At 67.6% G+C, this 22,274-nt stretch carries 23 protein-coding genes and 1 tRNA gene; 12 read left to right on the top strand and 12 right to left on the bottom strand.

Annotation, left to right across the window (positions count from 1 at the left end):
• Nucleotides 1–7: 7 nt before the first annotated feature.
• From QMK34_RS02525 to polA, 4 genes are all read right to left on the bottom strand, one after another.
• Complete coding sequence (locus QMK34_RS02525; RefSeq protein WP_326410943.1) at nt 8–133, bottom strand: Scr1 family TA system antitoxin-like transcriptional regulator; 126 nt, start codon at nt 131–133, stop codon at nt 8–10.
• A gap of 22 nt (nt 134–155) precedes the next feature.
• Nucleotides 156–368 (bottom strand): Scr1 family TA system antitoxin-like transcriptional regulator, encoded by a 213-nt coding sequence (locus tag QMK34_RS02530; RefSeq protein ID WP_326410945.1) that lies wholly within the window; start codon nt 366–368, stop codon nt 156–158.
• Nucleotides 369–411: 43 nt separating this feature from the next.
• A complete protein-coding gene (locus QMK34_RS02535; RefSeq protein ID WP_326410947.1) occupies nt 412–1,899 on the bottom strand; it encodes an ArnT family glycosyltransferase in 1,488 nt (495 codons plus the stop codon).
• A 152-nt stretch (nt 1,900–2,051) separates the two neighbouring features.
• Nucleotides 2,052–4,796 (bottom strand): DNA polymerase I, encoded by a 2,745-nt coding sequence (gene polA / locus QMK34_RS02540; protein WP_326410949.1) that lies wholly within the window; start codon nt 4,794–4,796, stop codon nt 2,052–2,054.
• Nucleotides 4,797–4,857: 61 nt separating this feature from the next.
• Here polA and QMK34_RS02545 point away from each other — a divergent pair, with 61 nt between their 5' ends.
• The 6 genes from QMK34_RS02545 to QMK34_RS02570 all read left to right on the top strand — a co-directional run bounded on the left by QMK34_RS02545 (nt 4,858) and on the right by QMK34_RS02570 (nt 10,747).
• Complete coding sequence (locus tag QMK34_RS02545) at nt 4,858–5,298, top strand: PaaI family thioesterase (protein WP_326410951.1); 441 nt, start codon at nt 4,858–4,860, stop codon at nt 5,296–5,298.
• 618 nt (nt 5,299–5,916) lie between these two features.
• Nucleotides 5,917–7,074 (top strand): branched-chain amino acid ABC transporter substrate-binding protein, encoded by a 1,158-nt coding sequence (locus QMK34_RS02550; protein WP_326410953.1) that lies wholly within the window; start codon nt 5,917–5,919, stop codon nt 7,072–7,074.
• A 110-nt stretch (nt 7,075–7,184) separates the two neighbouring features.
• Nucleotides 7,185–8,147 carry a branched-chain amino acid ABC transporter permease gene (locus QMK34_RS02555; protein WP_326410956.1) on the top strand — a complete coding sequence of 321 codons (963 nt, stop codon included), beginning with the start codon at nt 7,185–7,187 and terminating at the stop codon, nt 8,145–8,147.
• Nucleotides 8,144–9,274 (top strand): branched-chain amino acid ABC transporter permease, encoded by a 1,131-nt coding sequence (locus tag QMK34_RS02560; protein WP_326410958.1) that lies wholly within the window; start codon nt 8,144–8,146, stop codon nt 9,272–9,274. The genes QMK34_RS02555 and QMK34_RS02560 overlap by 4 nt, the downstream gene beginning before the upstream one ends.
• Nucleotides 9,271–10,044 (top strand): ABC transporter ATP-binding protein, encoded by a 774-nt coding sequence (locus QMK34_RS02565; protein WP_326410960.1) that lies wholly within the window; start codon nt 9,271–9,273, stop codon nt 10,042–10,044. The genes QMK34_RS02560 and QMK34_RS02565 overlap by 4 nt, the downstream gene beginning before the upstream one ends.
• A complete protein-coding gene (locus QMK34_RS02570) occupies nt 10,034–10,747 on the top strand; it encodes an ABC transporter ATP-binding protein (RefSeq protein WP_326410963.1) in 714 nt (237 codons plus the stop codon). Before QMK34_RS02565 ends, QMK34_RS02570 begins: the two co-directional genes overlap by 11 nt.
• Before the next feature lie 62 nt (nt 10,748–10,809).
• On the opposite strand, the gene QMK34_RS02575 is transcribed toward QMK34_RS02570, so the two are convergent.
• Nucleotides 10,810–11,337 (bottom strand): hypothetical protein, encoded by a 528-nt coding sequence (locus QMK34_RS02575; RefSeq protein WP_326410965.1) that lies wholly within the window; start codon nt 11,335–11,337, stop codon nt 10,810–10,812.
• A gap of 106 nt (nt 11,338–11,443) precedes the next feature.
• Nucleotides 11,444–12,058: an ANTAR domain-containing response regulator gene (locus QMK34_RS02580; protein ID WP_326410968.1), complete on the bottom strand. Its 615-nt coding sequence runs from the start codon at nt 12,056–12,058 to the stop codon at nt 11,444–11,446.
• Nucleotides 12,059–12,229: 171 nt separating this feature from the next.
• Between QMK34_RS02580 and QMK34_RS02585 the strand changes: the two genes are divergently transcribed.
• A tRNA-Leu gene (locus tag QMK34_RS02585) sits at nt 12,230–12,306 on the top strand.
• 269 nt (nt 12,307–12,575) lie between these two features.
• Here QMK34_RS02585 and QMK34_RS02590 read toward each other — a convergent pair.
• From QMK34_RS02590 to QMK34_RS02610, 5 genes are all read right to left on the bottom strand, one after another.
• Complete coding sequence (locus QMK34_RS02590) at nt 12,576–13,334, bottom strand: GAF and ANTAR domain-containing protein (protein ID WP_326410970.1); 759 nt, start codon at nt 13,332–13,334, stop codon at nt 12,576–12,578.
• 378 nt (nt 13,335–13,712) lie between these two features.
• Nucleotides 13,713–14,153, bottom strand: coding sequence for a hypothetical protein (locus tag QMK34_RS02595; RefSeq protein WP_326410973.1), 441 nt, complete (start codon nt 14,151–14,153; stop codon nt 13,713–13,715).
• Nucleotides 14,154–14,275: 122 nt separating this feature from the next.
• Nucleotides 14,276–14,452, bottom strand: a complete 177-nt coding sequence (locus tag QMK34_RS02600) for a hypothetical protein (RefSeq protein WP_326410975.1) — start codon at nt 14,450–14,452, stop codon at nt 14,276–14,278.
• A 58-nt stretch (nt 14,453–14,510) separates the two neighbouring features.
• Nucleotides 14,511–14,741 (bottom strand): hypothetical protein, encoded by a 231-nt coding sequence (locus QMK34_RS02605; RefSeq protein WP_326410978.1) that lies wholly within the window; start codon nt 14,739–14,741, stop codon nt 14,511–14,513.
• Between the two features lie 19 nt (nt 14,742–14,760).
• A complete protein-coding gene (locus QMK34_RS02610) occupies nt 14,761–15,789 on the bottom strand; it encodes a LacI family DNA-binding transcriptional regulator (RefSeq protein WP_326411070.1) in 1,029 nt (342 codons plus the stop codon).
• 225 nt (nt 15,790–16,014) lie between these two features.
• Between QMK34_RS02610 and QMK34_RS02615 the strand changes: the two genes are divergently transcribed.
• The 5 genes from QMK34_RS02615 (at nt 16,015) to QMK34_RS02635 (ending at nt 21,028) form a co-directional block, all read left to right on the top strand.
• Entirely contained in the window at nt 16,015–17,301 is a 1,287-nt protein-coding gene (locus tag QMK34_RS02615; RefSeq protein WP_442785082.1) for an ABC transporter substrate-binding protein, read from the top strand.
• 79 nt (nt 17,302–17,380) lie between these two features.
• Nucleotides 17,381–18,370 carry a carbohydrate ABC transporter permease gene (locus QMK34_RS02620; protein ID WP_326410982.1) on the top strand — a complete coding sequence of 330 codons (990 nt, stop codon included), beginning with the start codon at nt 17,381–17,383 and terminating at the stop codon, nt 18,368–18,370.
• Nucleotides 18,370–19,233 (top strand): carbohydrate ABC transporter permease, encoded by an 864-nt coding sequence (locus QMK34_RS02625; protein ID WP_326410984.1) that lies wholly within the window; start codon nt 18,370–18,372, stop codon nt 19,231–19,233. The genes QMK34_RS02620 and QMK34_RS02625 overlap by 1 nt, the downstream gene beginning before the upstream one ends.
• Before the next feature lie 2 nt (nt 19,234–19,235).
• Nucleotides 19,236–20,654, top strand: coding sequence for a GH1 family beta-glucosidase (locus QMK34_RS02630; protein ID WP_326410986.1), 1,419 nt, complete (start codon nt 19,236–19,238; stop codon nt 20,652–20,654).
• A 41-nt stretch (nt 20,655–20,695) separates the two neighbouring features.
• Nucleotides 20,696–21,028, top strand: a complete 333-nt coding sequence (locus tag QMK34_RS02635; protein WP_326410988.1) for a hypothetical protein — start codon at nt 20,696–20,698, stop codon at nt 21,026–21,028.
• 268 nt (nt 21,029–21,296) lie between these two features.
• On the opposite strand, the gene QMK34_RS02640 is transcribed toward QMK34_RS02635, so the two are convergent.
• A complete protein-coding gene (locus tag QMK34_RS02640) occupies nt 21,297–22,094 on the bottom strand; it encodes an alpha/beta hydrolase family protein (protein WP_326410991.1) in 798 nt (265 codons plus the stop codon).
• Nucleotides 22,095–22,274 lie beyond the last annotated feature (180 nt).

Genomic DNA, 22,274 nt, shown 5'->3' on the forward strand with positions numbered 1-22,274 from the left:
CCGAGTTCTACGCCGCCATCTGCTCGTACTGCGGCATACTGCTCATCAGCAGAAGATACTGAGTCTGTTCCTGCATGACGGCAGGAGAGCCCACCAGCGCGCGAATCGCGCGTTCGTGAACAAATTTGTGCACTGCGGAGAATCCTTGGACTCCACTAGTTTTGGCGGTCCATCCGAGCTTTGACCACAACATCAACCTGGTCTCGGGCGACCACGCCTGCCCATTCGAACAGTGTTCGTGCATAGGGTTCGATCTGATGCAAACCCGGCAACGCCATGGGGTCATAGCCGATGATGGTCCGGGCCAGATTCTCCTGAATGATGATCGACTTCAACGGATCTGTAAGCTGATGGAAGTAGGGGCGCACCCAGTAGAGTCACCTCAACGGATAACCCCTATGCGGGGCGGCACTACGAGTAGTACCGGCGCAGTTGCGGCCAGAACCTCGACCAGTGACCCGAGGTCCCGGCGCACAACGCGATCTTGGTGCCCTGCTCGTCGTTGTCGAGGCCGAGGCCGTTGTCATGGACGGCGACGTCATGGCAGCCGACGAGGAACCTGCGTGCCGGGTCGTCGTTCTCGAACCGGCCGACCAGCACGACCGGCCCGGTCAGGGAGTCGGGCGGCGGACCCCAGTCCGCGTAGGACATGTGGCCGGAGTACGGCTTCGGCAGCCCGATTCCCGGGCCGTACAACTCGACAGCGCCCGCCTGGCCGTAGTTGCCGGTCAGGATCACGGCGGTGGCGCGCTGCCCCGGCGGGATCTGCTGCCAGACCCCGGCGACCGTCTGCACGAACTTCGGCCAGCCGACCTGCTCGCCGGCATCGTTGTTCACCGCCGTCACCGGAGCCAGTGCCGAAGGCGGCAGGATCGGCAGCCCGATCACCAGGGAGATCCCGGCTCCCACCACCGCGGCGATCGTCCAGCCCACCCTGCGGCGGCCACGGTCGAGCCAGCGCAGCGACGGCTCGGCACCCGCGGCCGTCAGCAGGAGCAGCAGCGGGGCCGCGTAGTACGGCTTCCCGCCGAGCAGCAGCAGCGCGACGCAGACGATCGGGTAGGTCAGGGCGAGCGCGCGGGCCCAGCGCAGCGCGGGTTCGCGCCACAACCGCACCAGCCCGGCGATCCACACAGGAACCAGCACCGGGGCCACGTAGACCAGTTGCAGGGGCACGAACATGATCCGGTTCTCGGTGCCGTCGCTCGCGGCGATCCCGGAGGCGACGGACAGCATCGGGAAGTTCTCCGAGGCCTGCCACATCAGGACCGGCGCCGCCAGCACCGCGGCGAGCGGGACGGCCACCAGCAACCACAGGCTGGTCAGCACCGAGCGCGGACCCGTCACCAGCAACGCGAGCCCGAGCGCGGCCACCAGTAGCAGGACCAGCCACTTGTTCGCCAGCCCGATGCCGATCACCGCACCGATCGGCAGCCACCAGCGCCCGTCGCCGGTCCGCAGCAGGCGCAGGGTCAGCAGCCCGAGCGTCACCCACACCAGCAGGTCGAACGTCGAGGTGGACAGCAGGTGGGACACGACGAGCCCGAACCCCGACAACGCCGTCGCCGCCGCGGACAGCACCTGCGGGCCCCGCCCGCCACCCAGCTCGCGCGCGACCAGCGAGACCACGACAACCGTCGCCGCCGCCATCAGTATCGCGACGATCCGCAGGCCGGTCGGGGTCTCGCCGAACAGCGCGCTCGACGCCCTGGCGAGCAACGGCGTGAGCGGCGGCTGGTCGACGTAACCCCAGGCCGGGTGTTTGCCCGCGGCCAGGAAATACAGTTCGTCGCGGAAAAACCCATACCGGCCCGAGAACGCGGCCAGCACCGCGACCTGCGCGAGCACCACCGCGCCGACCGGCCTCAGCGCGAACGACGGCAATCGCTCCTCGGACATAGTCACCCCCGTCACCCGTGCGTCAAACCCTACCGCCGCTCGCCCCAAAATCTCTCGCGAACGCCTGCGCACGGGCCTTCGGCGACCGCCGCTGGTTGAGCGTCGGACTACCACGATTCGTCGACGAGTTGCGGGGTTCGAACCCGCCGGGGCTAGTGGGCGGCGTCGTTCCAGGACCGGCCGTAGCCGACCGAGACCTCCAGCGGCACCGCGAGCTGGTACGCCGAGCCCATGCCCGCACGGACGAGGGCTTCGAGCTCGGTGTGCTCGCCTTCGGCGACCTCGAGCACGAGTTCGTCGTGGACCTGCAGGAGCACGCGGCTGCGCAGCTTCGCCTCCACGAGCGCCTTGTGCACGTTGAGCATCGCGACCTTGATGATGTCCGCCGCGCTGCCCTGGATGGGCGCGTTGAGCGCCATCCGCTCGGCCATCTCGCGGCGCTGGCGGTTGTCGCTGTTGAGGTCGGGCAGGTAGCGGCGGCGGCCGAAGATGGTCTCGGTGTAGCCGACCTTGCCCGCCTCGCCGACCACTGAGTGCAGGTAGTCGCGCACGCCGCCGAAGCGGGAGAAGTACGCCTCCATCTGCGCCTTGGCTTCCTCGTTGGAGATCTTCAGCTGCTGGGCCAGGCCATAGGACGAAAGCCCGTACGCCAGGCCGTACGACATCGCCTTCACCCGGTAGCGCAGCTCCGGGGTGACCTCCTCCGGCGGCAGCGAGAAAGCCTTCGACGCGACGAAGGTGTGCAGGTCCTCACCGGTGTTGAAGGCCTCGATCAGCCCCTCGTCCTTCGACAGGTGGGCCATGATCCGCATCTCGATCTGGCTGTAGTCCGCCGTCATCAGCTCGGCGAACCCGGCGCCGACGACGAAGGCGTCGCGGATGCGGCGGCCCTCTTCGGTGCGGACCGGGATGTTCTGCAGGTTCGGGTCCACAGAGGACAGACGACCGGTGGCCGCGACCGTCTGCTGCAGGGTGGTGTGGATGCGGCCGTCGTCGGCGACGGACTTGATCAGCCCCTCGACCGTGACTCGCAGGCGCGTGGCGTCCCGGTGCTCCAGCATGTGGGCCAGGAACGGGTGCTCGGTCTTCTCGAACAGGCCCTGCAACGCCTCGGCGTCGGTGGTGTAGCCCGTCTTGGTGCGCTTGGTCTTCGGCATTTCGAGCTCGTCGAACAGCACGACCTGCAGCTGCTTCGGCGAGCCGAGGTTGATCTGCTTGCCGATCACCTCGTACGCCGACTCGGCCGCCTGGGTGACCCGGGCGAGGTGGTGCGCCTCCAGCTCGGTGAGCTGCTCGACGTCCACCGCGACCCCGGCGGCCTCCAGCTCGGTGATGACCTCGAGCAACGGCAGCTCGAGGTCGGTGAGCAGCCGGGCGCCGCCGATCTCCTCGAGCTCCTTGCCCAGCGCCGCCGCGAGCTCGAGCACCGCGCGTGCCTTGACCAGCTCGGCCTGGATCTCCTTGAGCTCGAGATCCTCCGCGCCGCCGCCGTCGAGCAGCGAAAGCTGGCCGTCACCGGTGTCGGCGTCCGAGCGCAGCTCGCGGTGCAGGTACCGCAGGGCGAGGTCGTCGAGCTCGAAGGTGCGCTGGCCGGGACGCACCAGGTACGCGGCGAGGGAGGTGTCCATGGCCAGCCCGGCGAACGCCCAGCCGCGGGCGCGCACGGCGTGCAGCGGGACCTTCAGCTCGTGGCCGACCTTGGTGATCTTCTCGTCCGCCAGCCAGGCGGCGAGCGCCTTGTCGTCGGCCTCGTCCATCGTGGTGACGTCGATGTACGCGCCGCCGCCGTTGGGCGCCGCGAACGCGATCGCCTTGAGGTCCGAACGCACGGAAGCGCCGGTGGAACGGAACGAGAGCCCGACCGGCTCGGCGGCACTCGCGTTGGTGGAGAGCCAAGCCGCGAGCGCGCCAGGGTCGAGCTTGTTTCCCTTGACCTCGAAGCCCTCTTCGGCCTCGGGCTCCGCGCTGCTCAGGGTGGCGAACAACCGGTCACGCAGGACGCGGAACTCCAGCTCGTCGAACAGCCTGTGCACCGCGTCGCGGTCCCAGGGGCGCAGCTCGAGCTCGGCCGGGCCCGCTTCGAGCTCGACGTCGCGGATCAGCTCGGTCAGGTGCCTGTTGAGCGAGACCGCGTCGAGGTTCGCGCGCAGTGATTCGCCGACCTTGCCCTTGACCTCGTCGACCCGGTCGATCAGCTCGCCGAGCGAACCGAACTGCTGGATCCACTTGGTCGCCGTCTTCTCCCCCACCCCGGGGATGCCGGGCAGGTTGTCCGAAGGGTCGCCGCGCAGGGCGGCGAAATCCGGGTACTGGGCCGGGGTCAGGCCGTACTTCTCCTCGACCGCCTCCGGGGTGTACCGCGTGAGCTCGGAAACGCCCTTCTTCGGGTACAGCACGGTGACGTGGTCGGTGACCAGCTGCAGGGCATCCCTGTCACCCGTGCAGATGAGGACGTCGAAGTCCTGCGCCTCCGCCTGGGTGGTCAGCGTGGCGATGACGTCGTCGGCCTCGAAATTCTCCTTGGTCAGCGCCGGAATGCCGAGCACGGCGAGGATGTCCTGCACCAGGGAGACCTGGCCCTTGAAATCCTCTGGCGTGGCCGACCGGCCCGCCTTGTACTCCGCGTACGCCTCGGACCGGAAGGTCTTGCGCGACAGGTCGAACGCGACCGCGAGATGGGTGGGTTTCTCGTCGCGCAGGAGGTTGATCAGCATCGAGGTGAAGCCGAAGACCGCGTTGGTCACCTGGCCGGTCTGCGTGCGGAACCGATCGGCGGGCACCGCGAAAAAGGCCCGGTAGGCCATGGAATGGCCGTCGATCAGCAGCAGCCGCGGCCGCTCGGCTGTGGCGGACGCGCCGGTGGTTTTGGCAACGGGTCGGTTCTCACTCGGGCTCACGGAGGCGAGTCTAGGGTGAGGGTCCGACACTCTTACGTGTCGCATGGAATAGGAGCAGTACGTGACCGAGGATGCGGGCGAGATCGCCCTCGACCAGTACGCCGGGATAGACCCGCGCGTCGCCGACCAGCAGTTGAACGACAAGATCGGGATGAAGCTCCTCGAGACGAGCCCCGAACGGGTGGTCGGCACGATCCCGGTCGACGGCAATCTCCAGCCATACGGACTGCTGCACGGCGGCGCGAACGCGGTGCTGGCCGAGGCGCTCGGCTCGGTCGTGGCCGCGCTGAACGCCGGTCCGGACAAGGCGGCCATGGGACTGGAACTGTCCTGCACCCACCACCGGGCGGTCCGCTCGGGCACGGTGACCGGGGTGGCCACCCCGGTGCACGTCGGGCGCGGGACCATCACCACCGAGATCGTGCTGACCGACGACCAGGACCGCCGCACCTGCACCGCGCGGCTCACCTGCGTCGTCCGGGACCGCCCACCAAACGACTGACCCTGCACTCCAGCCGCCCCTGAAGGCCACCTTCACGGCGTCTAACGCCGTGAAGGTGGCCTTCAGGGGCAGTCAACGGTGGTGACCGGTTCGACCAGATCCGGCTGTGCGAACTCCATCGTGACTCCCCGTGCCCTGCGGGTTCCGGCCGGAACCTCCGCCGAAACCCACCGAACCACGGACCGTCGACACTGGGCCAACAGCTTTTCGGGCGCTGACGACAACCGCTGGTTGTGACCGGGCCCCGGCAGCGTCACGGGCGGGCCGGGTGCGGCACGGAGCACGCGAAAGACCAGGAAAATGCCAGGAAACCGGCCAGGAAACCGGTTTTGAATGTCCGGTATTGACATACACCCGAAACACCCGTGTCACCCATTGGCGGCCATTCTTAAGACACACCACGCCGCTCAGTGACCGACCCTGCCCCCAATGCCCCCAAGGTTCGCCCTTTCGTGCAAATACGTCCGGTTCCAACCGTCACGATGTGGACACAGAGTACTGAGAGCAACTGTGCAGAAGTGGGGGTACAGGGATATCTTCCTGCCCTAACCTAGCCCCTGCGTCAGGGGCAACGCCTACCGGCGGCTGGTTGGTTATGGGAGGTAGTCGGTGTCAGCAGTGCGATTTGGACGAGTTCTCGCCCTCGCGGCGGCAACGTCGTTGGTGTTGGCGGGCTGTGCCGGAGGCACCAGCTCGTCCGGCAGCGGGGACGGCTCCACACTCAAGATCGGGTTCATGGGCGACCTGACCGGTGAGAACTCCGGAATCGTGATTCCGCCGAACAACGGCGCGAAGCTTGCGATCGACGAGTACAACGCCACGAACCCCAAGGTCAAGCTCGAGCTGAAGAACTACGACAGCCAGGGCAAGGCCGAGCAGGCCACCTCGCTCGTGACGACGGCCATCGGTCAGGACAAGATCACGGCCCTGATCGGCCCCGCCTTCTCCGGCGAGTCCAAGGCCGTCGGCGGCATCCTCGAGCAGGGCAAGGTCCCGAGCGTCTCGCCGTCCGCGACCAACCCCGGCCTCGCCGGGAACAACTGGAAGTACTGGCACCGCGTCGTCGCGAACGACAACGACCAGGGCCCCGGTATCGCGAACTTCCTGATCGCGGCCAAGTCCCCGAAGAAGGCCTACGTCATCTCCGATGACCAGGAGTACAGCGTCGGCCTGGCGGACGCCTTCGAGAAGACCTTCAAGGACAAGAGCATCCCGACCGAGCGCGACAAGTTCGCGAAGGACGCGTCCGACTACTCCTCGACCGTGCAGAAGGTCAAGGCGGCCAACCCGGACGTCATCACCTTCGGTGGCTACTACGCGCAGGCCGGTCGTCTGCTCAAGCAGCTCCGTGACGGCGGCGTGAAGGCCGTCTTCGCCACCGGCGACGGATCGCTCGACCCGCAGCTGGTCAGCGGCGCGGGTGCCGCGGCCGCCGAGGGCGCCGTCGTCGGCTGCCCGTGCAACATCCCCGACCCGGGTACCCCCGGCGACGATTTCGCCACCAAGTACAAGGCGAAGTTCAACGTCGATCCGGCGATCTACGCGACCGAGGGCTACGACTCGGCGACCGCGATCATCAACGCGGTCAAGGCCGGCAACACCACCGGCGAGAAGATCAACGAGTTCCTGAAGACGGTCGACTTCAAGGGTGTCTCGAAGCAGATCAAGTTCAAGGACAACGGCGAGCCGCAGACCAACGCGATCTACGTGTACCAGATCGTCGGCGGCGTCATCAAGAACCTGGGAGCCTCGACCGAAGCCAAGATCACCGGCTGACGGAGCAGCTAGACCGTCTTAACGGGAGCGGGGGCGCTGTGCAGACCACAGCACCCCCGCTCTCCGCCAATGTGGCGACACCTCGCCCCGTCAGGTAAGGCACTCACGTCATGTTTCAAGACCTGCAAAGCCAGTTTCTCGGCAGCACAGTCGGCGGACTGGTGGCCGGATCCATCTACGCGCTCATCGCTTTGGGCTACACCATGGTCTACGGCGTACTCCGGCTGATCAACTTCGCGCACTCCGAAATCTTCATGATCGGGACGATGACGTCCCTGTTCATCCTGATCACGCTCGCGCCGACCGCGCCGTTCACCGTCTTCTCGATGATCGGGATCCTGCTCCTGCTCGTCGTCGTGTCCGCACTCGTCTCCGGCGGCTCGGCGATCGTGTTGGAGCAAGTCGCCTACCGGCCACTACGCAAGAAGGGCGCGACCCGGCTCGCCGCCCTCATCTCCGCGATCGGCGCGTCGCTGTTCCTGCAGGAACTGTTCGCGCTAGTGATCGTCCCGAAGGTCTTCGACAAGCCGGGCCGCGTGCAGCAGTCCGCGCCCCGGTTCATCCCGCACGACGAGCTGTTCCGCATCGGCAACGGCGTGGTGCGCACCGACCACGTGTTCGTCATCGCCGCCGCCGTCATCGTGATGGTCGTGCTCGACCAGCTGGTGCGGCGCACCCGGATCGGCCGCGGCATCCGCGCGACCGCCCAGGACCCCGAAGCCGCCGTGCTGATGGGCGTGAGCATCGACCGCATCGTGCGCATCACGTTCCTGCTCGGTGGGGCCATGGCCGGTGTCGCCGCCGCCCTGTTCGTCATGGAGTACGAGAACACCGACTACCGGATCGGCTTCCTGCTCGGCATCAAGGCGTTCACCGCGGCCGTGCTCGGCGGAATCGGAAACCTGCGAGGCGCCCTGCTCGGCGGAGTCGTGCTGGGCCTGGTGGAGAACTGGAGCTCGATCTTCCTCGGCTCGGCCTGGAAGGACGTCACGGCCTTCGTGATCCTGGTGCTCGTGCTCATGTTCCGGCCCACCGGCATTCTCGGTGAATCGCTGCAGCGGGCACGCGTATGAAAGGCGAAGCAGAAGTGGCTAACGGCAACGGATCCCGCCAGCCGCGGGGATTCCACCCGATCGACAAGGCGCGGGACTGGTGGGCGGACGCCCCGCAGTGGCAGCGCTACGGCACCTATCTCGTGGTGCTGGTGCTGGCCCTGATCCTGCCCGCGCCCTGGATCGGCTCGTTCATGTCGCCGGACTCGGACTGGACGAACGTCCTCATCTTCCCGATCGGCACCTACATCCTGCTCGCGATCGGCCTCAACATCGTGGTCGGCCACGCGGGCATGCTGGACCTCGGGTTCGTCGCGTTCTTCGCGATCGGCGCGTACACCCTGGCCACGATGAGCACCAAGTACGGCTGGGCGTTCTGGCCGACGCTGGTGCTGGGCATCTTCCTGGCCGCGATGTCCGGCGTGATCCTCGGCGCCCCGACGCTACGGCTACGCGGGGACTACCTGGCGATCGTGACGCTGGGCTTCGGGGAGATCGTCCGGATCACCGCGAACAACACCGACGCGATCGGTGGCGCCCCCGGCATCACCAACATCCCGCACCCCGAACCGATGTTCGGCGTGGAGTTCTTCCTGGACCCTGCACCGTACTACTACCTGATCCTGTTCGCGATCGTGCTGGTGATCGTGTTCTCGGTCCGGCTGCACAAGAGCCGGGTCGGGCGGGCCTGGGCGGCCATCCGCGAGGACGAGGACGCGGCCGAACTGATGGGCGTCCCGACGTTCAAGTTCAAGCTGCTCGCCTTCGCCATCGGCGCCATGATCGGTGGTTTCGCCGGCACGATCTACGCCAGCAAGGCGGTCTACATCGCACCGCCGAACTTCCCGTTCATCCTGTCGGCGACGATCCTGGCCGCGGTGGTTCTCGGCGGTGCCGGCAACCTGCCCGGCGTCATCCTCGGCGCCTTCATCGTCGCGTGGCTGCCCGAGCGGTTCAGGTTCCTGGCCGAGTACCGCATCCTGATCTTCGGGTTCGTCCTCGTCCTGATGATGGCGCTGCGGCCCGAGGGACTGCTGCCGTCGAGGCAACGCAAAGCCGAGCTGAGAGAAGGAACCGGCGGAATGGGTGCGATGGGCGCCGAAGTGGCCGGTCCGGACTCCGAGGCGTCGGCGGAGGTGACCAAATGAGCGCACTGTTCGAGTTCGACAACGTGACCATGCGCTTCGGCGGCGTCACGGCGCTGCGCGAGGTGAGCCTCACCATCAACACCGGCGAGATCTTCGCCCTGATCGGCCCGAACGGCGCCGGCAAGACGACGGTGTTCAACGTCGTCACCGGGGTCTATCAGCCGTCCGAGGGCGAGGTGCGGTTCGACGGGAACCGCGTCGACGGCATGAAGCGGTTCAAGGTCACCAAGAGCGGCATCGCCAGGACATTCCAGAACATCCGGCTGTTCCACAACATGTCGGCGCTCGAGAACGTCATGGTGGGTGCGGACGCGCACCACAAGACCGGCGCGATCGGCGCTGTCCTCGGCCTTCCCTGGCACCGCAAGGAGGAGAAGCGCGGCCGTGAGGCGGCGCGGGCGCTGCTCGACTTCGTCGGTATCTCCAAAGTGGAGCACGAAGCCGCGAAGAACCTCTCCTACGGCGACCAGCGCCGCCTGGAGATCGCGCGGGCGCTGGCGACGGATCCGAAGCTGCTCATGCTCGACGAGCCCGCCGCCGGGATGAACCCGGCGGAGAAGAACGATCTCCAGGTCCTGATCCGCAAGATCCGCGACGACGGCCGCACGGTCCTGCTGATCGAGCACGACATGGGCCTGGTCATGCACATCAGCGACCGCCTGGCGGTGCTCGACTTCGGCCAGCTCATCGCAGAAGGGCTCCCGCACGAGGTGCAGAACAACCAGAAGGTCATCGAGGCGTACCTGGGGGTGGCGGAAGATGCTTCTTGAGGTTCAGGACATCAACGTCCACTACGGGAAGATCGCCGCGCTCAAGGGTATGAGCATCGAGGTCAACGAGGGTGAGATCGTCTCGCTGATCGGCGCCAACGGCGCGGGCAAGACCACGACGCTCAAGACCATCTCGGGGCTGCGGCCCCTGACCAGCGGCCGGATCGTGTTCGACGGCCAGGACATCTCGAAGCTGGCCGGGCACAAGCGGGTCCTGCTGGGCATCGGCCAGTCACCGGAAGGCCGGGGCGTGTTCCCCGGGATGACGGTGCAGGAGAACCTCCTGATGGGCGCGTACACCCGCAAGGGTGACCTCCAGCCGGACCTCGACGAGGTCTACGGGCTGTTCCCCCGGCTGGCCGAGCGGATGACGCAGTTCGGCGGCACGATGTCCGGTGGCGAGCAGCAGATGATCGCCATCGGCCGCGCGCTGATGACCAAACCCAAGGTGCTGCTGCTCGACGAGCCGTCGATGGGCCTGGCGCCGATGCTGATCGCGCAGATCTTCGAGATCATCAAGGAGATCAACTCGCGGGGCACGACCGTGCTGCTCGTGGAGCAGAACGCGCAGCAGGCGCTGAAGCTCTCCGATCGCGCGTACGTGCTGGAGACCGGCCAGGTGGTCAAGAGCGCCCGTGGCGCCGATCTCCTCAACGACCCGCAGGTCCGGGCCGCCTACCTCGGTGGCGATCTGGGCGTCTGACGTGTCGTCGTAGCCGGAAGGGCCCCATCGCACACCGCGGTGGGGCCCTTCCGCGTGTCCGGTCAGCCGAGGCTGATCTCGGTGCCCTGCAGGTTCTTCATGTCGGTGAGCGTCGGGCCGCCGACCGCGCGCAGGGCCACGGCCTTGCGGTCCTTGGGGATGTCGAAGTACAGGTCGAACTCGACCCGCACGTTCGGGCCGAGATCGAAGGTCCCCGGCTGCCGTTTGATCAGCATGGCCTGCTCGTCGGGGCCGACGGTCGCGCCGTTGTCCTCCACGAGGAGCTGGCGTTTGGTGTCGAACGGGACGCTGGACAGCCCGGTGCTTGTCACGACCACGCGGAAGCGGGCGTACTGCCCCTTGGCCTGCCACTCAGCGTGGCTGCCGGTGATGTTCGAGAAACCCGTCGTCAGGCCGATCAGCGTGAACACGGTCGACCCGTTGGTCGCCGGAGGCAGCTTCAACGGCGTCTCGTTCTCACGCACGGGCCGCGGGGGCAGCTCGTAAGTCGGCTTCGCCGGTGGGGCGCTCGAACAACCACCGGCGAGCAACGCGACGACGACGACGGCGGCGGTTCTGCGGCGGGACACACGCAGATTGTGGCACGAGACAGCAGTCACACGAACAGGTGAATCATGTCCGCTGAGCGGCTGTGTTTCGCCCGGCCACCGTCTCCGGCGACCGGGCGAACCGGGATCAGCTGCCGATACTCTCGACGACCGCCTCGGCCACGGCCTTCATGGTCGTGCGGCGGTCCATCGCGGTCCGCTGGATCCAGCGGAAGGCGTCCGGCTCGGTGAGGCCCTGCTGGCTCATCAGCAGGCCCTTCGCCCGGTCGATGACCTTGCGGGTCTCGAGTCGGTCGGTGAGCCCGGCGACCTCGGCCTCGAGCGCCTGGAGCTCGGAGAACCGGCTCACCGCCAGCTCGATGGCCGGCACCAGGTCGCGCTTGGCGAACGGCTTGACCAGATACGCCATCGTGCCCGCGTCCCTCGCCCGCTCGACGAGGTCACGCTGGCTGAAAGCGGTGAGGATGACGACCGGGGCGATCCGGTCGCCGGTGATCTTCGACGCGGCCTCGATACCGTCGAGCTTGGGCATCTTGACATCGAGGATCACCAGGTCAGGCTTCAGTTCGGTGGCCAGACTGATGGCTTGCTCACCATCGCCCGCCTCACCGACGACCTCATACCCCTCTTCGCGGAGCATCTCCACGAGATCGAGCCGAATAAGTGCTTCGTCCTCAGCGACGAGTACCCGACGTTGCGGCAATGCGGCCGCACCATTGGCCTCGGCAGCCTGCTCGCTCACCGGGGTCCTCCTGAATGCTCGACTGGTCGGATGTGCGCGGCTGACCGCGAACTGAAAGCCTACCGGGAACGATCCAGATTCCGAGATGGCGTTCACCACGTCGGGCGCCATCCCACCTGCTGTCCCCGGTGACGGGGGCGACCTGATCATCCCGTAAGGTTCTCTCGTCGCGCCCCCGTAGCCCAACTGGCAGAGGCAACGGATTCAAAACCCGTCCAGTGAGAGTTCGAATCTCTCCGGGGGCACCACCAGCATCCACACAGGGATTGACCTGTGTACTCCGGGCATTACGCGGGGTTCTGCCCTCTTGACCGAAGGCAACGTCACCGTGAGAGTCACCTCGTCGGTCTCGTAGTGAACCTCGCCGCGCGCACCACCTTCACCACAACACGAGACCGCTCGGCGCCCACACCCAGAGGTTGCCGCCATTTGGTCCGAGAACGCGCCCACGGAGCGGCAGGACGTGCCTCGGGGACAGACGATCACGCGACGGTGGCCGAAGAACAAAAGGGGACACTCAGGCGTTGCTGTCGACAATGTCGTTGACGAAGCTGGCGGCGATGTCGCGTACTTTCACGTTGCGCGCTTGGGACTGCTCGACCAGCATCGTGAACGCCTCGTCGGAGGGGATCCGGTGCACCGCCATCAGGATGCCCTTGGCCTGGTCGATCACCGCTCGCGTGGACAACGCTCCCGACAGCTGAGTGGCCTGGTCACGGGCCTGCAGGTACAGCTGCGCATTACGCAGAGCCGCTTCCACGGCCGTGGTGTACAGCTCGAGCAACGCGGCGTCGAGCGCGTCGAACCCGTCACTGCCGCGACCGTAGAGGTTGAGCGAGCCGTGGTACTCGCTGTTGATGAACAACGGCGCCGACAAATAACTGTCCAGCCCGTTGCCCGCGGTCTTGGCGGAGAACACCGGCCATCGCTCAACCGCGATCGCCACCGTGGCCCGGGTGACCTGCCCGGTCGTCGCAGCGTGCAAGCAGGGGCCCTCCCCCGCCGCGTACTGGGCCTCGTCCACATCGACGGCCTCGTCGCCGGCGACCGCCGCGGTGTACGGCTCGCCGTCACGCAACAGCGTCACGCTGGCCAGGTCCGCTTCGCCGATGGCACGCACGACCTGGTGACAGACCCGCTGCAGCACCGTCTGGAGCTGCTCCTCCTGGGCGAGCGCCCCGGAGAGGCCCTCCAGGGCGCCGGTCACCTCGTCGACCTGACGCACCACCGCGCCGATCCCGATCGAATCCGCTGCGTCGTCCCGTTGTCTCGCCATGGTCTGCGGCTTCCTCAAAAGTCGGTCCCCGGAGTCGCTCACCGAGTCCGGGCATCCCACACGCTACGGGCCCGGGCCGCGAGGGACGCACTATGGCGAGCATCTGCCGTGCTGACGCCGCGCGTTTACCCGCGGTGTTTACCGCCTCAGTAATCGGGTAGACGCCAAGAGTAAGAGGAGCTTGGTCGGGCCCGGCCCGGTTCTTCGAGGTCCCGCTCGTACAGACCCGAGTGCGAGCGGGACCGCCCTCCACCACCTCAGTGGTGAGCACCGCCCGCTTTCCCTTGCCCTGCTTGCCCTTGTCGATTTTGCGCGCGACATGTCACCGTCGAGCGGGCTTGGGCCGAGCCGGGCGCGAGGACGCCGCCTGATCCCCGGTCAGCGGCGGCCGGTGGCCAGGATGACGAGGAACTGGCCGCCGCCCGGCTCGATGGTGGCGGTCACCGGCAGTCCTGGCACCAGTCGGGAGAACCGGTCCACCAGCCAATCAGCCGCCGATTGGGCGTCCTGCTTGGTCGGGCAACGGGCCACCATCTCCCGGCCCCCCTTGCGCTCCAGCCTCCCGGCAACGGTGATCAGCGGCGCGGGTTCGACCACGTAAAGAGTGTCCGGCCAGGCGATGACCACCTTGACCGCGCCCTTGCGGGTGTTGCACCCGTGGTGCGCGAGCCGCTCGGCGACCTTGGCCTTCCGGTCGGCGGTCCGGCTGTCGACGCTGGGCCCCCGCGGGTCGTTCACCGACATGCCGGGGTCGACCGGTTCGTCGCACACCCAGCACCGGCCGCCATCGCGCTCGGCCACATCATCAAGGAGACTCACCCGAGCAAACTAGCCTGGCCGACCGCCGCCCCGCGCACCGCACCCAGGCGAGCGCCACCAGCCTCCGTGGTCACCAGGCGACGACATCCTCCTCGCCGAAACCGGCGCGCGGGCCGTTGCTTTCAGCCGCAGCTGACGGGCTTCTCCTCGCCTCGCCTGAGCTCTATTTCAGCTTCCTGGAGAACGGCGCCGTCGGGCCGGGCGCAACGGAACGTCCAATACTCGGCCAGGACGTCGCCGTTCCGGCCGGGCCGCACGGACGGATTGACGTCCCAGCTGCACGCACCGGAAACGGTCATCGTCGAAGTGCAGTGGGGTCAGCGAGTTCCGTGGTCCCACGAAGAACTGCATGAACGTCTACCACTCCCAATGGAAGAAACGGGGCAGCAGATCATCCGGGAGGGGCGCGATGTCCGCCCGCAGCGCCGGGATCATCGCGAACAGCGGGAGGTCGTGCAGGTACGGCGGCGAGTGGTCGATCGTGGTGCGACCGGAATCCAGATCGGCTACGAAAGATCCTTCGACGCGCCCGACGATCTGTTCCAGCCGTCTTGAGCCACGACCCTGACTTTCGGCTGAAGAAGCCACCGGTAAGTGATCAGGGCGGTCAGGCGGACTCGCGCACGGTCATCGTGACCGGCAGTACGTGGCTGCGCGGTTTGATGTCCGCCCCGGCGAGCAGGCTCATCAGCGTCGTCACCATCTGCCGCACCTGCGCACCGGGCTCCTGATGGATCGACGTCAGCGGCGGGTTCATCGCGGGCGCCAAGGTGGCGTGGTCGTCGAAACTGATCACAGCCACGTCACCCGGGATCGAGCGCCCCGCCCCGGTCAGCGTGCGCAAGGCCCCGGCGGCCATCATGTCGCTCGCGACGAACACCGCGTCGAGGTCGGACCTGCGTGCGAGCAGCCGGTCCATCGCGTCCCGGCCGCCGTCGAGGGTGAAGTCCGCCTCCTCCGACAGATCCGCGGGATCGAGCCCGGCCCCCAGCACCGTGGCACGCCAGCCCGCGAGCCGCTGCACGGCCGCCGTCTGGTCCTGCGGACCGGCGATGGTGGCGATGCGGGTACGCCCGGCCGCGACCAAGTGCTCCACCGCCAGCCGCGCACCACCCTCGTTGTCGAAGTCCACCACGTGCACACCCCGGCGGAGATTGCCCGCCTGCCCGCCGAACACGACCGGCAGCCGCAGCAAACGCAACGCCTTGGGCAGCGGGTCGGCCCGATGCGGGGCGAACACCAGCGCGCCGTCCACATGCCCACCTTCCAGAAAGCGCATCGCCCTGGTCAGGTCCTCATGACCGTCCACGAACAACAGCACCATCTGACTGCCCACCTCGGCCAGCTCGCGATAGCCCGCACGCATCACCGACGTCCGGTACGGATCATCCAGCAGCCGGGCCTCCGGCTCGGACAGCACCAACGCCACCGCACCCGTCCGCCGGGTCACCAGCGAACGCGCGGCCTGGTTCGGGAAGTAACCGAGATCCTTCGCCGCGGCGAGCACCTTCTCCTTCGCCCGCGTGCTGACATACGCGTCATCGTTCAACGCACGGGAAGCCGTCGAGCGCGACACCCCCGCGAAAGCCGCGACATCCTCCAGCGTCGGCCGCCCGTCGCCACCCGGTCGCACGATCACCACGTCGTCGCCCTTCACCGAAATCGATCCCTGCCGAAGCTCATCGTAGTACTACCCCGGCCGACGCCGGGAGCGCTCCCACGACGTCACGTCCCGGCAACGGCACCTTGACACCGGCAAGTGCTGGGGGACACACTCGTCTGCGTTCTGGGAGCGCTCCCAATATTGATCCTTTTCCGGGCGCAGCCACACCCACCAGCAAGGGGTTTCGACGTGCGAAGAATGCAAAGAGGCATGATCCTGGCCGCCACGGTGGCCGCGACGGCGGCGTTAGCCACCGCTTGCGGGGGCGGAGATCCGTCGACCCCGGCCGCGCCCGGGGAAAAGGTGGAACTGACGTTGGCCACCTTCACCGAGTTCGGCTACGAGGCACTGATCCCGGAATACGAGGCAGCCCATCCGAACATCAAGATCACCCAGCGCAAGACCGGCCAGGGCGGCCCGTACCACCAAGACCTGATCACCAAACTCGCGGCGGGCTCGGGCCTCGCCGATGTCGCCGCGGTGGAGGAGGGCCACCTGTCCGACATCCTGGACAAGTCGTCGAAGTTCAACGACCTGAGCAAGATCGGCCCGGCCGACGCGGGCCCGGACCGCTGGCTGAGCTGGAAGTACGACGCGGGCAAGGACAAGAACGGCAAGGTCATCGGCTACGGCACCGATATCGGCCCGCTCGCGATGTGCTACCGCAAGGACATGTTCGCCGCGGCGGGCCTGCCCACCGACCCCGGGGCCGTCAAGCCGTTGTTCGCGACCTGGGACAGCTATTTCGACACCGGTGCCCAGTTCGTCGGCAAGTCCGGCGGCAAGGCGTGGTTCGACTCGGCCGCGCAGAACTTCAACGCCATGGTCAACCAGCTCGACGTCGGCTACCTCGGCACCGACGACAAGCTGACCATCGAATCCAACCAGGGCATCAGGTCCGCCTGGGACAAGGTGACCGCGGCGGTGGCCAAGGGCGAGTCCGCCAAGCTCACCGCGTTCAGCAACGAGTGGAACAGCGGGTTCAAACAGGGTGCTTTCGCCACCAAGGTCTGTCCCGCTTGGATGCTCGGCGTGATCAAGGAGCAGGCCGGTCCGGAGAACGCGGGCAAGTGGGCCGTCACCGCGGCCTTCCCCGGCGGCGGCGGGAACTGGGGCGGCTCGTACCTGACGGTGCCGACGCAGAGCAAGCACCCGAAGGAGGCCGCCGAGCTCGCGGCCTGGCTCACCGCCCCCGAACAGCAGATCAAGGCTTTCCAGGCGAAGGGCAACTTCCCGAGCCAGACCAAGGCGCTGACCGACCCCACGCTGCTGACCAAGACCGACAACTACTTCGGTGACACCAAGATCGGCGAGCTGTTCGCCGAGCAGGCCAAGAAGGTCACCAAACCGCAGTACAAGGGCCCGGGTGACGGTCAGATCCAGGAGAACGTCACCAGTCCGGCGCTCCAGGCCGTCGAGCAGGGCAAGTCCGCCGCGGACGGCTGGACCCAGGTCGTCGACGGCGCCAAGAAGATCACCCGCTAGCCGCCGGACCCGCCAGGCTCGCCCCGAGTCGCCTGGCGGGTCCGGTTTCCACTGGCCGACCCGACGAAAAGGACCCCGTATGACCGTGGTCGAGAAGACCGCGCCGGAAACCGCGCCCGGCGGCGCACACCGGACTCCGGCGCCCGCCCGGCCCAGCTTCCGCCACCGGCTGTCCCGTTGGGACGTCAAATACTCCCCATACCTCTACGTGGCGCCGTTCTTCCTGCTGTTCGGCCTGGTCGGGCTCTTCCCCTTGCTCTACACCGCGTACGTTTCGCTGTACGACTGGAAGATCGGCGCCGACGACCCCGGGTTCATCGGCTTCGACAACTACGTCGAGCTGCTGCACGACGCGCAGTTCTGGAAGTCGCTGGCCAACACGCTCAGCATCTTCGTGCTCTCCAGCGGGCCGCAGATCGTCATCGCGGTGCTGCTCGCGGCGCTGCTCAACATGAAGCTGCGTGGCCCGACCGGCTGGCGGGTCGGCGTCCTGCTGCCCTACGCCGCCAGCCTGGTCGCGATCGGCATCATCTTCGCGAACCTGTTCGGACCCAAGTACGGACTGGTCAACGGCCTGTTCGAGCTGCTGGGGCTGGACCGGGTCGACTGGCAGGCCGACCGGCTGTCCAGCCATGTCGCGATCGCGCTCATGGTCAACTGGCGCTGGACGGGGTACAACGCGCTCATCGTGCTCGCCGCCATGCAAGCCATCCCGAAAGAGCTCAACGAAGCCGCGCTGGTCGACGGCGCCGGCGCCGTCCGGCGCTTCTTCAGCGTCACCCTGCCCCTGCTGCGGCCGACGCTGGTCTTCGTGGTGATCACCTCGACGATCGGCGGACTGCAGATCTTCACCGAGCCCAAGCTGTTCGACGCCATGCCCGGCTCCAACAACGGTGGCTCCACCAACCAGTTCCAGACGGTGACCCTCTACATGTTCCAGTCCGCCTTCGAAAACTTCAACCTCGGTTACGCCTCCGCCATCGCGTGGGTGCTGTTCCTGCTGATCCTCGTCATCGCGCTGGCGAACTTCCTGATCACGCGGCGGCTCACCGGGAACGGGGGCAAGTGATGGTGACACTCCCCCAGCTACTCGGCCGTGCCAGGAGCGTGAGCAAGCTCGGCCGTCCCAACGCCGTCGTCTACGGCGTGCTGATCGCCTTCGTCCTCGGTTCGCTCTTTCCCTTCTACTGGTCGTTCCTGGTCGCCAGCCGCGACAGCGGCATGCTCACCGACCAGGTCCCGCCCCTGTTGCCCGGCGGCAACTTCTTCGCCAACGCGGCCAGGGTGTTCGACGCCGTCGCGTTCTGGAAGGCACTCGGCAACAGTCTCATCGTGGCGAGCACGGTCACCCTGACCACTGTGCTGTTCTCCTCGCTGGCGGGATTCGCCTTCGCCAAACTGCGCTTCCGCGGCCGCAACGGCCTGTTCGTGTTCATCATCGTCACCCTCGCCGTGCCCACCCAGCTCGGCATCATCCCGCTGTTCATGGCGATGTCCGAACTGGGCTGGGCGGGCGGGCTCCAGTCGGTCATCGTGCCGAACCTCGTCACCGCGTTCGGGGTGTTCTGGATGCGTCAGTACACAGTGGACGCTCTGCCGTACGAACTCATTGAGGCGGCCAGGATGGACGGCTGCAGCATGATCCGGATCTTCTGGAGTGTCTGCCTGCCCGCGGTCCGCCCGGCCGCGGCGATCCTCGCCATGTTCACGTTCATGACCTCCTGGAACGACTTCCTCTGGCCGCTGGTCGTGCTCGACGCGGGCAACCCGACCATCCAGCTCGCCCTGGAAAAGCTCCAGAGCGGCTACTACGTCGACTACTCGCTGGTGCTCGCCGGGACCACCCTGGCGACCATCCCGATCCTCATCGTCTTCCTCCTCCTCGGCCGCCAGATCGTGGCCGGGATCATGCAAGGCGCCGTGAAAGGGTGACCATGTCTTTGCAGCCCAACGAAGCGAGCACCGAGACGAAGCCGGGCGGCGCGATCTCCTTCCCGCCCGGCTTCGTCTGGGGAGCCGCCACCGCCGCCTTCCAGGTCGAGGGGGCCACCGCCGCGGACGGCCGGTCGGAGTCCATCTGGGACAGGTTCGCCGCCACCCCGGGCGCGGTCGTCAACGGTGACACCGGCGACCCCGCCGCCGACCACTACCGCCGCTACGAGTCCGACATCGGCCTGATGCGCGAACTTGGGCTGGGCGCGTACCGGTTCTCCATCGCGTGGCCCCGGGTGCGCCCGGACGCCGGTGCGCCCAACGCGCTGGGCATCGAGTTCTACGACCGGCTCGTCGACCGGTTGCTCGACGCGGGAATCGAGCCGTGGGCGACGCTGTATCACTGGGACCTGCCGCAAGCGCTGGAGGACAAGGGAGGCTGGGCCGAACGCTCGACGGCGTACCGATTCGCCGAGTACGCCGAGACCATCGCCTCGCGCCTCGGAGATCGGGTCGCGGCCTGGACCACGTTGAACGAACCCTGGTGCGCGGCGATGCTCGGCTATGCCAACGGCCTCCACGCACCCGGGCGCACGGACCCGGAAGCAGCCGTCGCGGCCGCGCACCACCTGATGCTCGGACACGGATTGGCGATGGACGTCATCCGGCGGCACGCGCCGGACACTCCAGCCGGGATCACGCTCAACCTCTACCCGGTAGTGGCGTCGGACCCGTCGTCGGCGGCCGACGCCGACGCCGCCCGGCGCGTGGACGGCCTGCAGAACCGCCTGTTCCTCGACCCACTTCTGAACGGGACCTACCCCGAGGACATCGCCGACGACCTGGAGCCGTTCGGACTCGACCACGTCGTGCGAGACGGCGACCTCGCGGCCATCGCGGCCCCGATCGACCTGCTCGGCATCAACTACTACCGCGGCTACGAGGTCACCGGCACCCCACGCCCAGGCACCGAGCCCGGCGGTCCGGAATGGATCGGCGCGCGGAACCTGGCCTTCGTCTCCGACAACCGGCTACCGCGCACCGACTCCGGCTGGCAGGTCCAGCCGGACGGGCTCACCACCACACTGCTCCAGATCCACCGCGACTATCCGGGCGTGCCGCTCTACATCACCGAAAACGGCGCGTCCTACCCCGACGTCCTGAGCGAGCAAGGCGAAGTCAACGACCACGACCGGATCGCTTTCCTGGACTCGCACCTGCGCGCCGCACACGACGCGATCGCGGCGGGCGTCGACCTGCGGGGCTACTTCTACTGGTCGCTACTCGACAACTTCGAGTGGGCCGAGGGCTACGCCAAACGCTTCGGCCTCATCCACGTCGACTACCAAACCCAGCGGCGCACCCCCAAACAAAGCGCCAACTGGCTCTCGCGCGTGATCAGCCTCAACAGCATCGGCTGAGCTTTCCCCGTTCTGCCAAGGAAGTGGCCCGGCCGCAAGGAATGCGACCGGGCCACTTCGGCGAGAACACCGCTCGCCTGCTGGAGTCCCTCGGTCACCACGTCGAGCCGGCCGCGGCGACCGCGCTGGACGCGCCCGGTCTGTCCGACTCCATGCCGGCTCTGCTCACCGCCGCGGTCACGTGGGAGCTCGACACCTGGTCACAACGCCGGGGTGAGGAACTGCCCTACTCGGCGCTCGAACCGATGAACGCGATGCTCGCCGAGGTGGGCCGATCGGTCACCGCGGTCCAGTGGTCGACCGGATCAACGCCTCACAGCGGTGGGCTCGTGGCGTTGCCGCGCTGGGGGAGGACGAGCTGGACATCCTGCTGACCCCGACCTCGCCCGCGCCCCCCGCCAGGCTCGGTGAACTGGCCCCGGACGGCAAAACTCCGGAAGAGCTGGTCGCCGGTGTCGCGAGAGGTGCTGCCTTTGCACTGGAACGCCGAGGGCCTGCCGATCGGTGTTCAGCTCGCCGCGGCCCACAACCGGGAAGACATGCTGATCCGTCTCGCCGCCAGCTCGAACGCGCTGCCCCGTGGGCCGGGCGGCGGCCACCGGTTGCGTGATCGGCTGTGTGATCGGCTCCTTGATCGGCTCCTCAGTCTGCCTCCGCCAGGTGACGTCGGAACCACGTGGTCAGGCCCGCGTCCACCTCGCGGGCCAGTGGCAGCTGCGGCGCGGGCTCGATGCCGGGCTCGTCGGCGAGCGGATGCGCCAGCCCGGGGATCGACAGCAGTTCGGCCCGGTCCCCCAACGCGTCGACGAGCTGCAACGCGTCGGCACGCAGCCCCGGGTGATCCAGCTCGCCGCTGACGACCAGCAGCGGCGCGCGACCGGCGATGGCGTCCGTTTTGGCGAGGAAGTTCAGGCTGTCGGCGGCTTTCCCGGACTCGGCGTCATACGGGTACTCGCCGGGGAACAGGTCGACGACGGACCGCATCCGGATGGCGCCGTTCACGACAGCGCCGGCGAAGACCGGAATCTCGGTGTCGGCAAGGACCCGCAGCGCGACGGCCCCGCCCAGCGACCCGCCGAGCACGCCGATCGGGCCGTCATCGACCGGCAGCTGGGCACGGATCGACGCCAGCGCGGCCGGGAACTCCTCGGTCGCCTGGTCGACGAACGGGTGCAGAAAGGACATCAGGACGTCCTTGCGCATCAACTCCAGGCCTGCGTCCATCCTGCCGTCGACCATGCGGGCCCCGCACATCGGCATGCCGAGGTGCACCCGCCACGCGGGCAGGTCGTTCATCGGCACCGCGGCCGCGAACGCGGCGTCCGACCTCGGCGCGTCCAGCATGTGCCAGGTGACGATCAGCTGCGCGGAGCCTTCGCCGACCGGCGGCAAGGCGGTGAACGGCACGCCTGCGGCCGTGCCCGTGATCGGTGAGTGCATACCGCCATGGTAGGTCCGCGATGGCGTCCCGGGAATCAGTTATGCCACCGGCGAAATCGGCGCGGCAGACCACCGGGGGGGGCGTCGTGGAAGGCGGAGTCCCCGGCCACCGCGAGCGAATGGACGATGCTCGACACGGCCCCGCTGTCCCACTGACCGTGAACAAACCTTGACAGAAAG

It is taken from the genome of Amycolatopsis sp. H20-H5 (assembly GCF_035828755.1).
In the GTDB taxonomy this organism is placed as follows: domain Bacteria; phylum Actinomycetota; class Actinomycetes; order Mycobacteriales; family Pseudonocardiaceae; genus Amycolatopsis.

Bases quoted from the DNA above. Each gene is read 5' to 3' on its own strand.
- QMK34_RS02535 (WP_326410947.1), bottom strand. From the start codon at position 1,899: ATGTCCGAGGAGCGATTGCCGTCGTTCGCGCTGAGGCCGGTCGGCGCG.
- QMK34_RS02555 (WP_326410956.1), top strand. From the start codon at position 7,185: ATGTTTCAAGACCTGCAAAGCCAGTTTCTCGGCAGCACAGTCGGCGGA.
- QMK34_RS02560 (WP_326410958.1), top strand. From the start codon at position 8,144: ATGAAAGGCGAAGCAGAAGTGGCTAACGGCAACGGATCCCGCCAGCCG.
- QMK34_RS02565 (WP_326410960.1), top strand. From the start codon at position 9,271: ATGAGCGCACTGTTCGAGTTCGACAACGTGACCATGCGCTTCGGCGGC.
- QMK34_RS02570 (WP_326410963.1), top strand. From the start codon at position 10,034: ATGCTTCTTGAGGTTCAGGACATCAACGTCCACTACGGGAAGATCGCC.
- QMK34_RS02590 (WP_326410970.1), bottom strand. From the start codon at position 13,334: ATGGCGAGACAACGGGACGACGCAGCGGATTCGATCGGGATCGGCGCG.
- QMK34_RS02600 (WP_326410975.1), bottom strand. From the start codon at position 14,452: ATGACCGTTTCCGGTGCGTGCAGCTGGGACGTCAATCCGTCCGTGCGG.
- QMK34_RS02615 (WP_442785082.1), top strand. From the start codon at position 16,015: ATGCAAAGAGGCATGATCCTGGCCGCCACGGTGGCCGCGACGGCGGCG.
- QMK34_RS02620 (WP_326410982.1), top strand. From the start codon at position 17,381: ATGACCGTGGTCGAGAAGACCGCGCCGGAAACCGCGCCCGGCGGCGCA.
- QMK34_RS02625 (WP_326410984.1), top strand. From the start codon at position 18,370: ATGGTGACACTCCCCCAGCTACTCGGCCGTGCCAGGAGCGTGAGCAAG.
- QMK34_RS02630 (WP_326410986.1), top strand. From the start codon at position 19,236: ATGTCTTTGCAGCCCAACGAAGCGAGCACCGAGACGAAGCCGGGCGGC.
- QMK34_RS02635 (WP_326410988.1), top strand. From the start codon at position 20,696: ATGCGACCGGGCCACTTCGGCGAGAACACCGCTCGCCTGCTGGAGTCC.
- QMK34_RS02640 (WP_326410991.1), bottom strand. From the start codon at position 22,094: ATGCACTCACCGATCACGGGCACGGCCGCAGGCGTGCCGTTCACCGCC.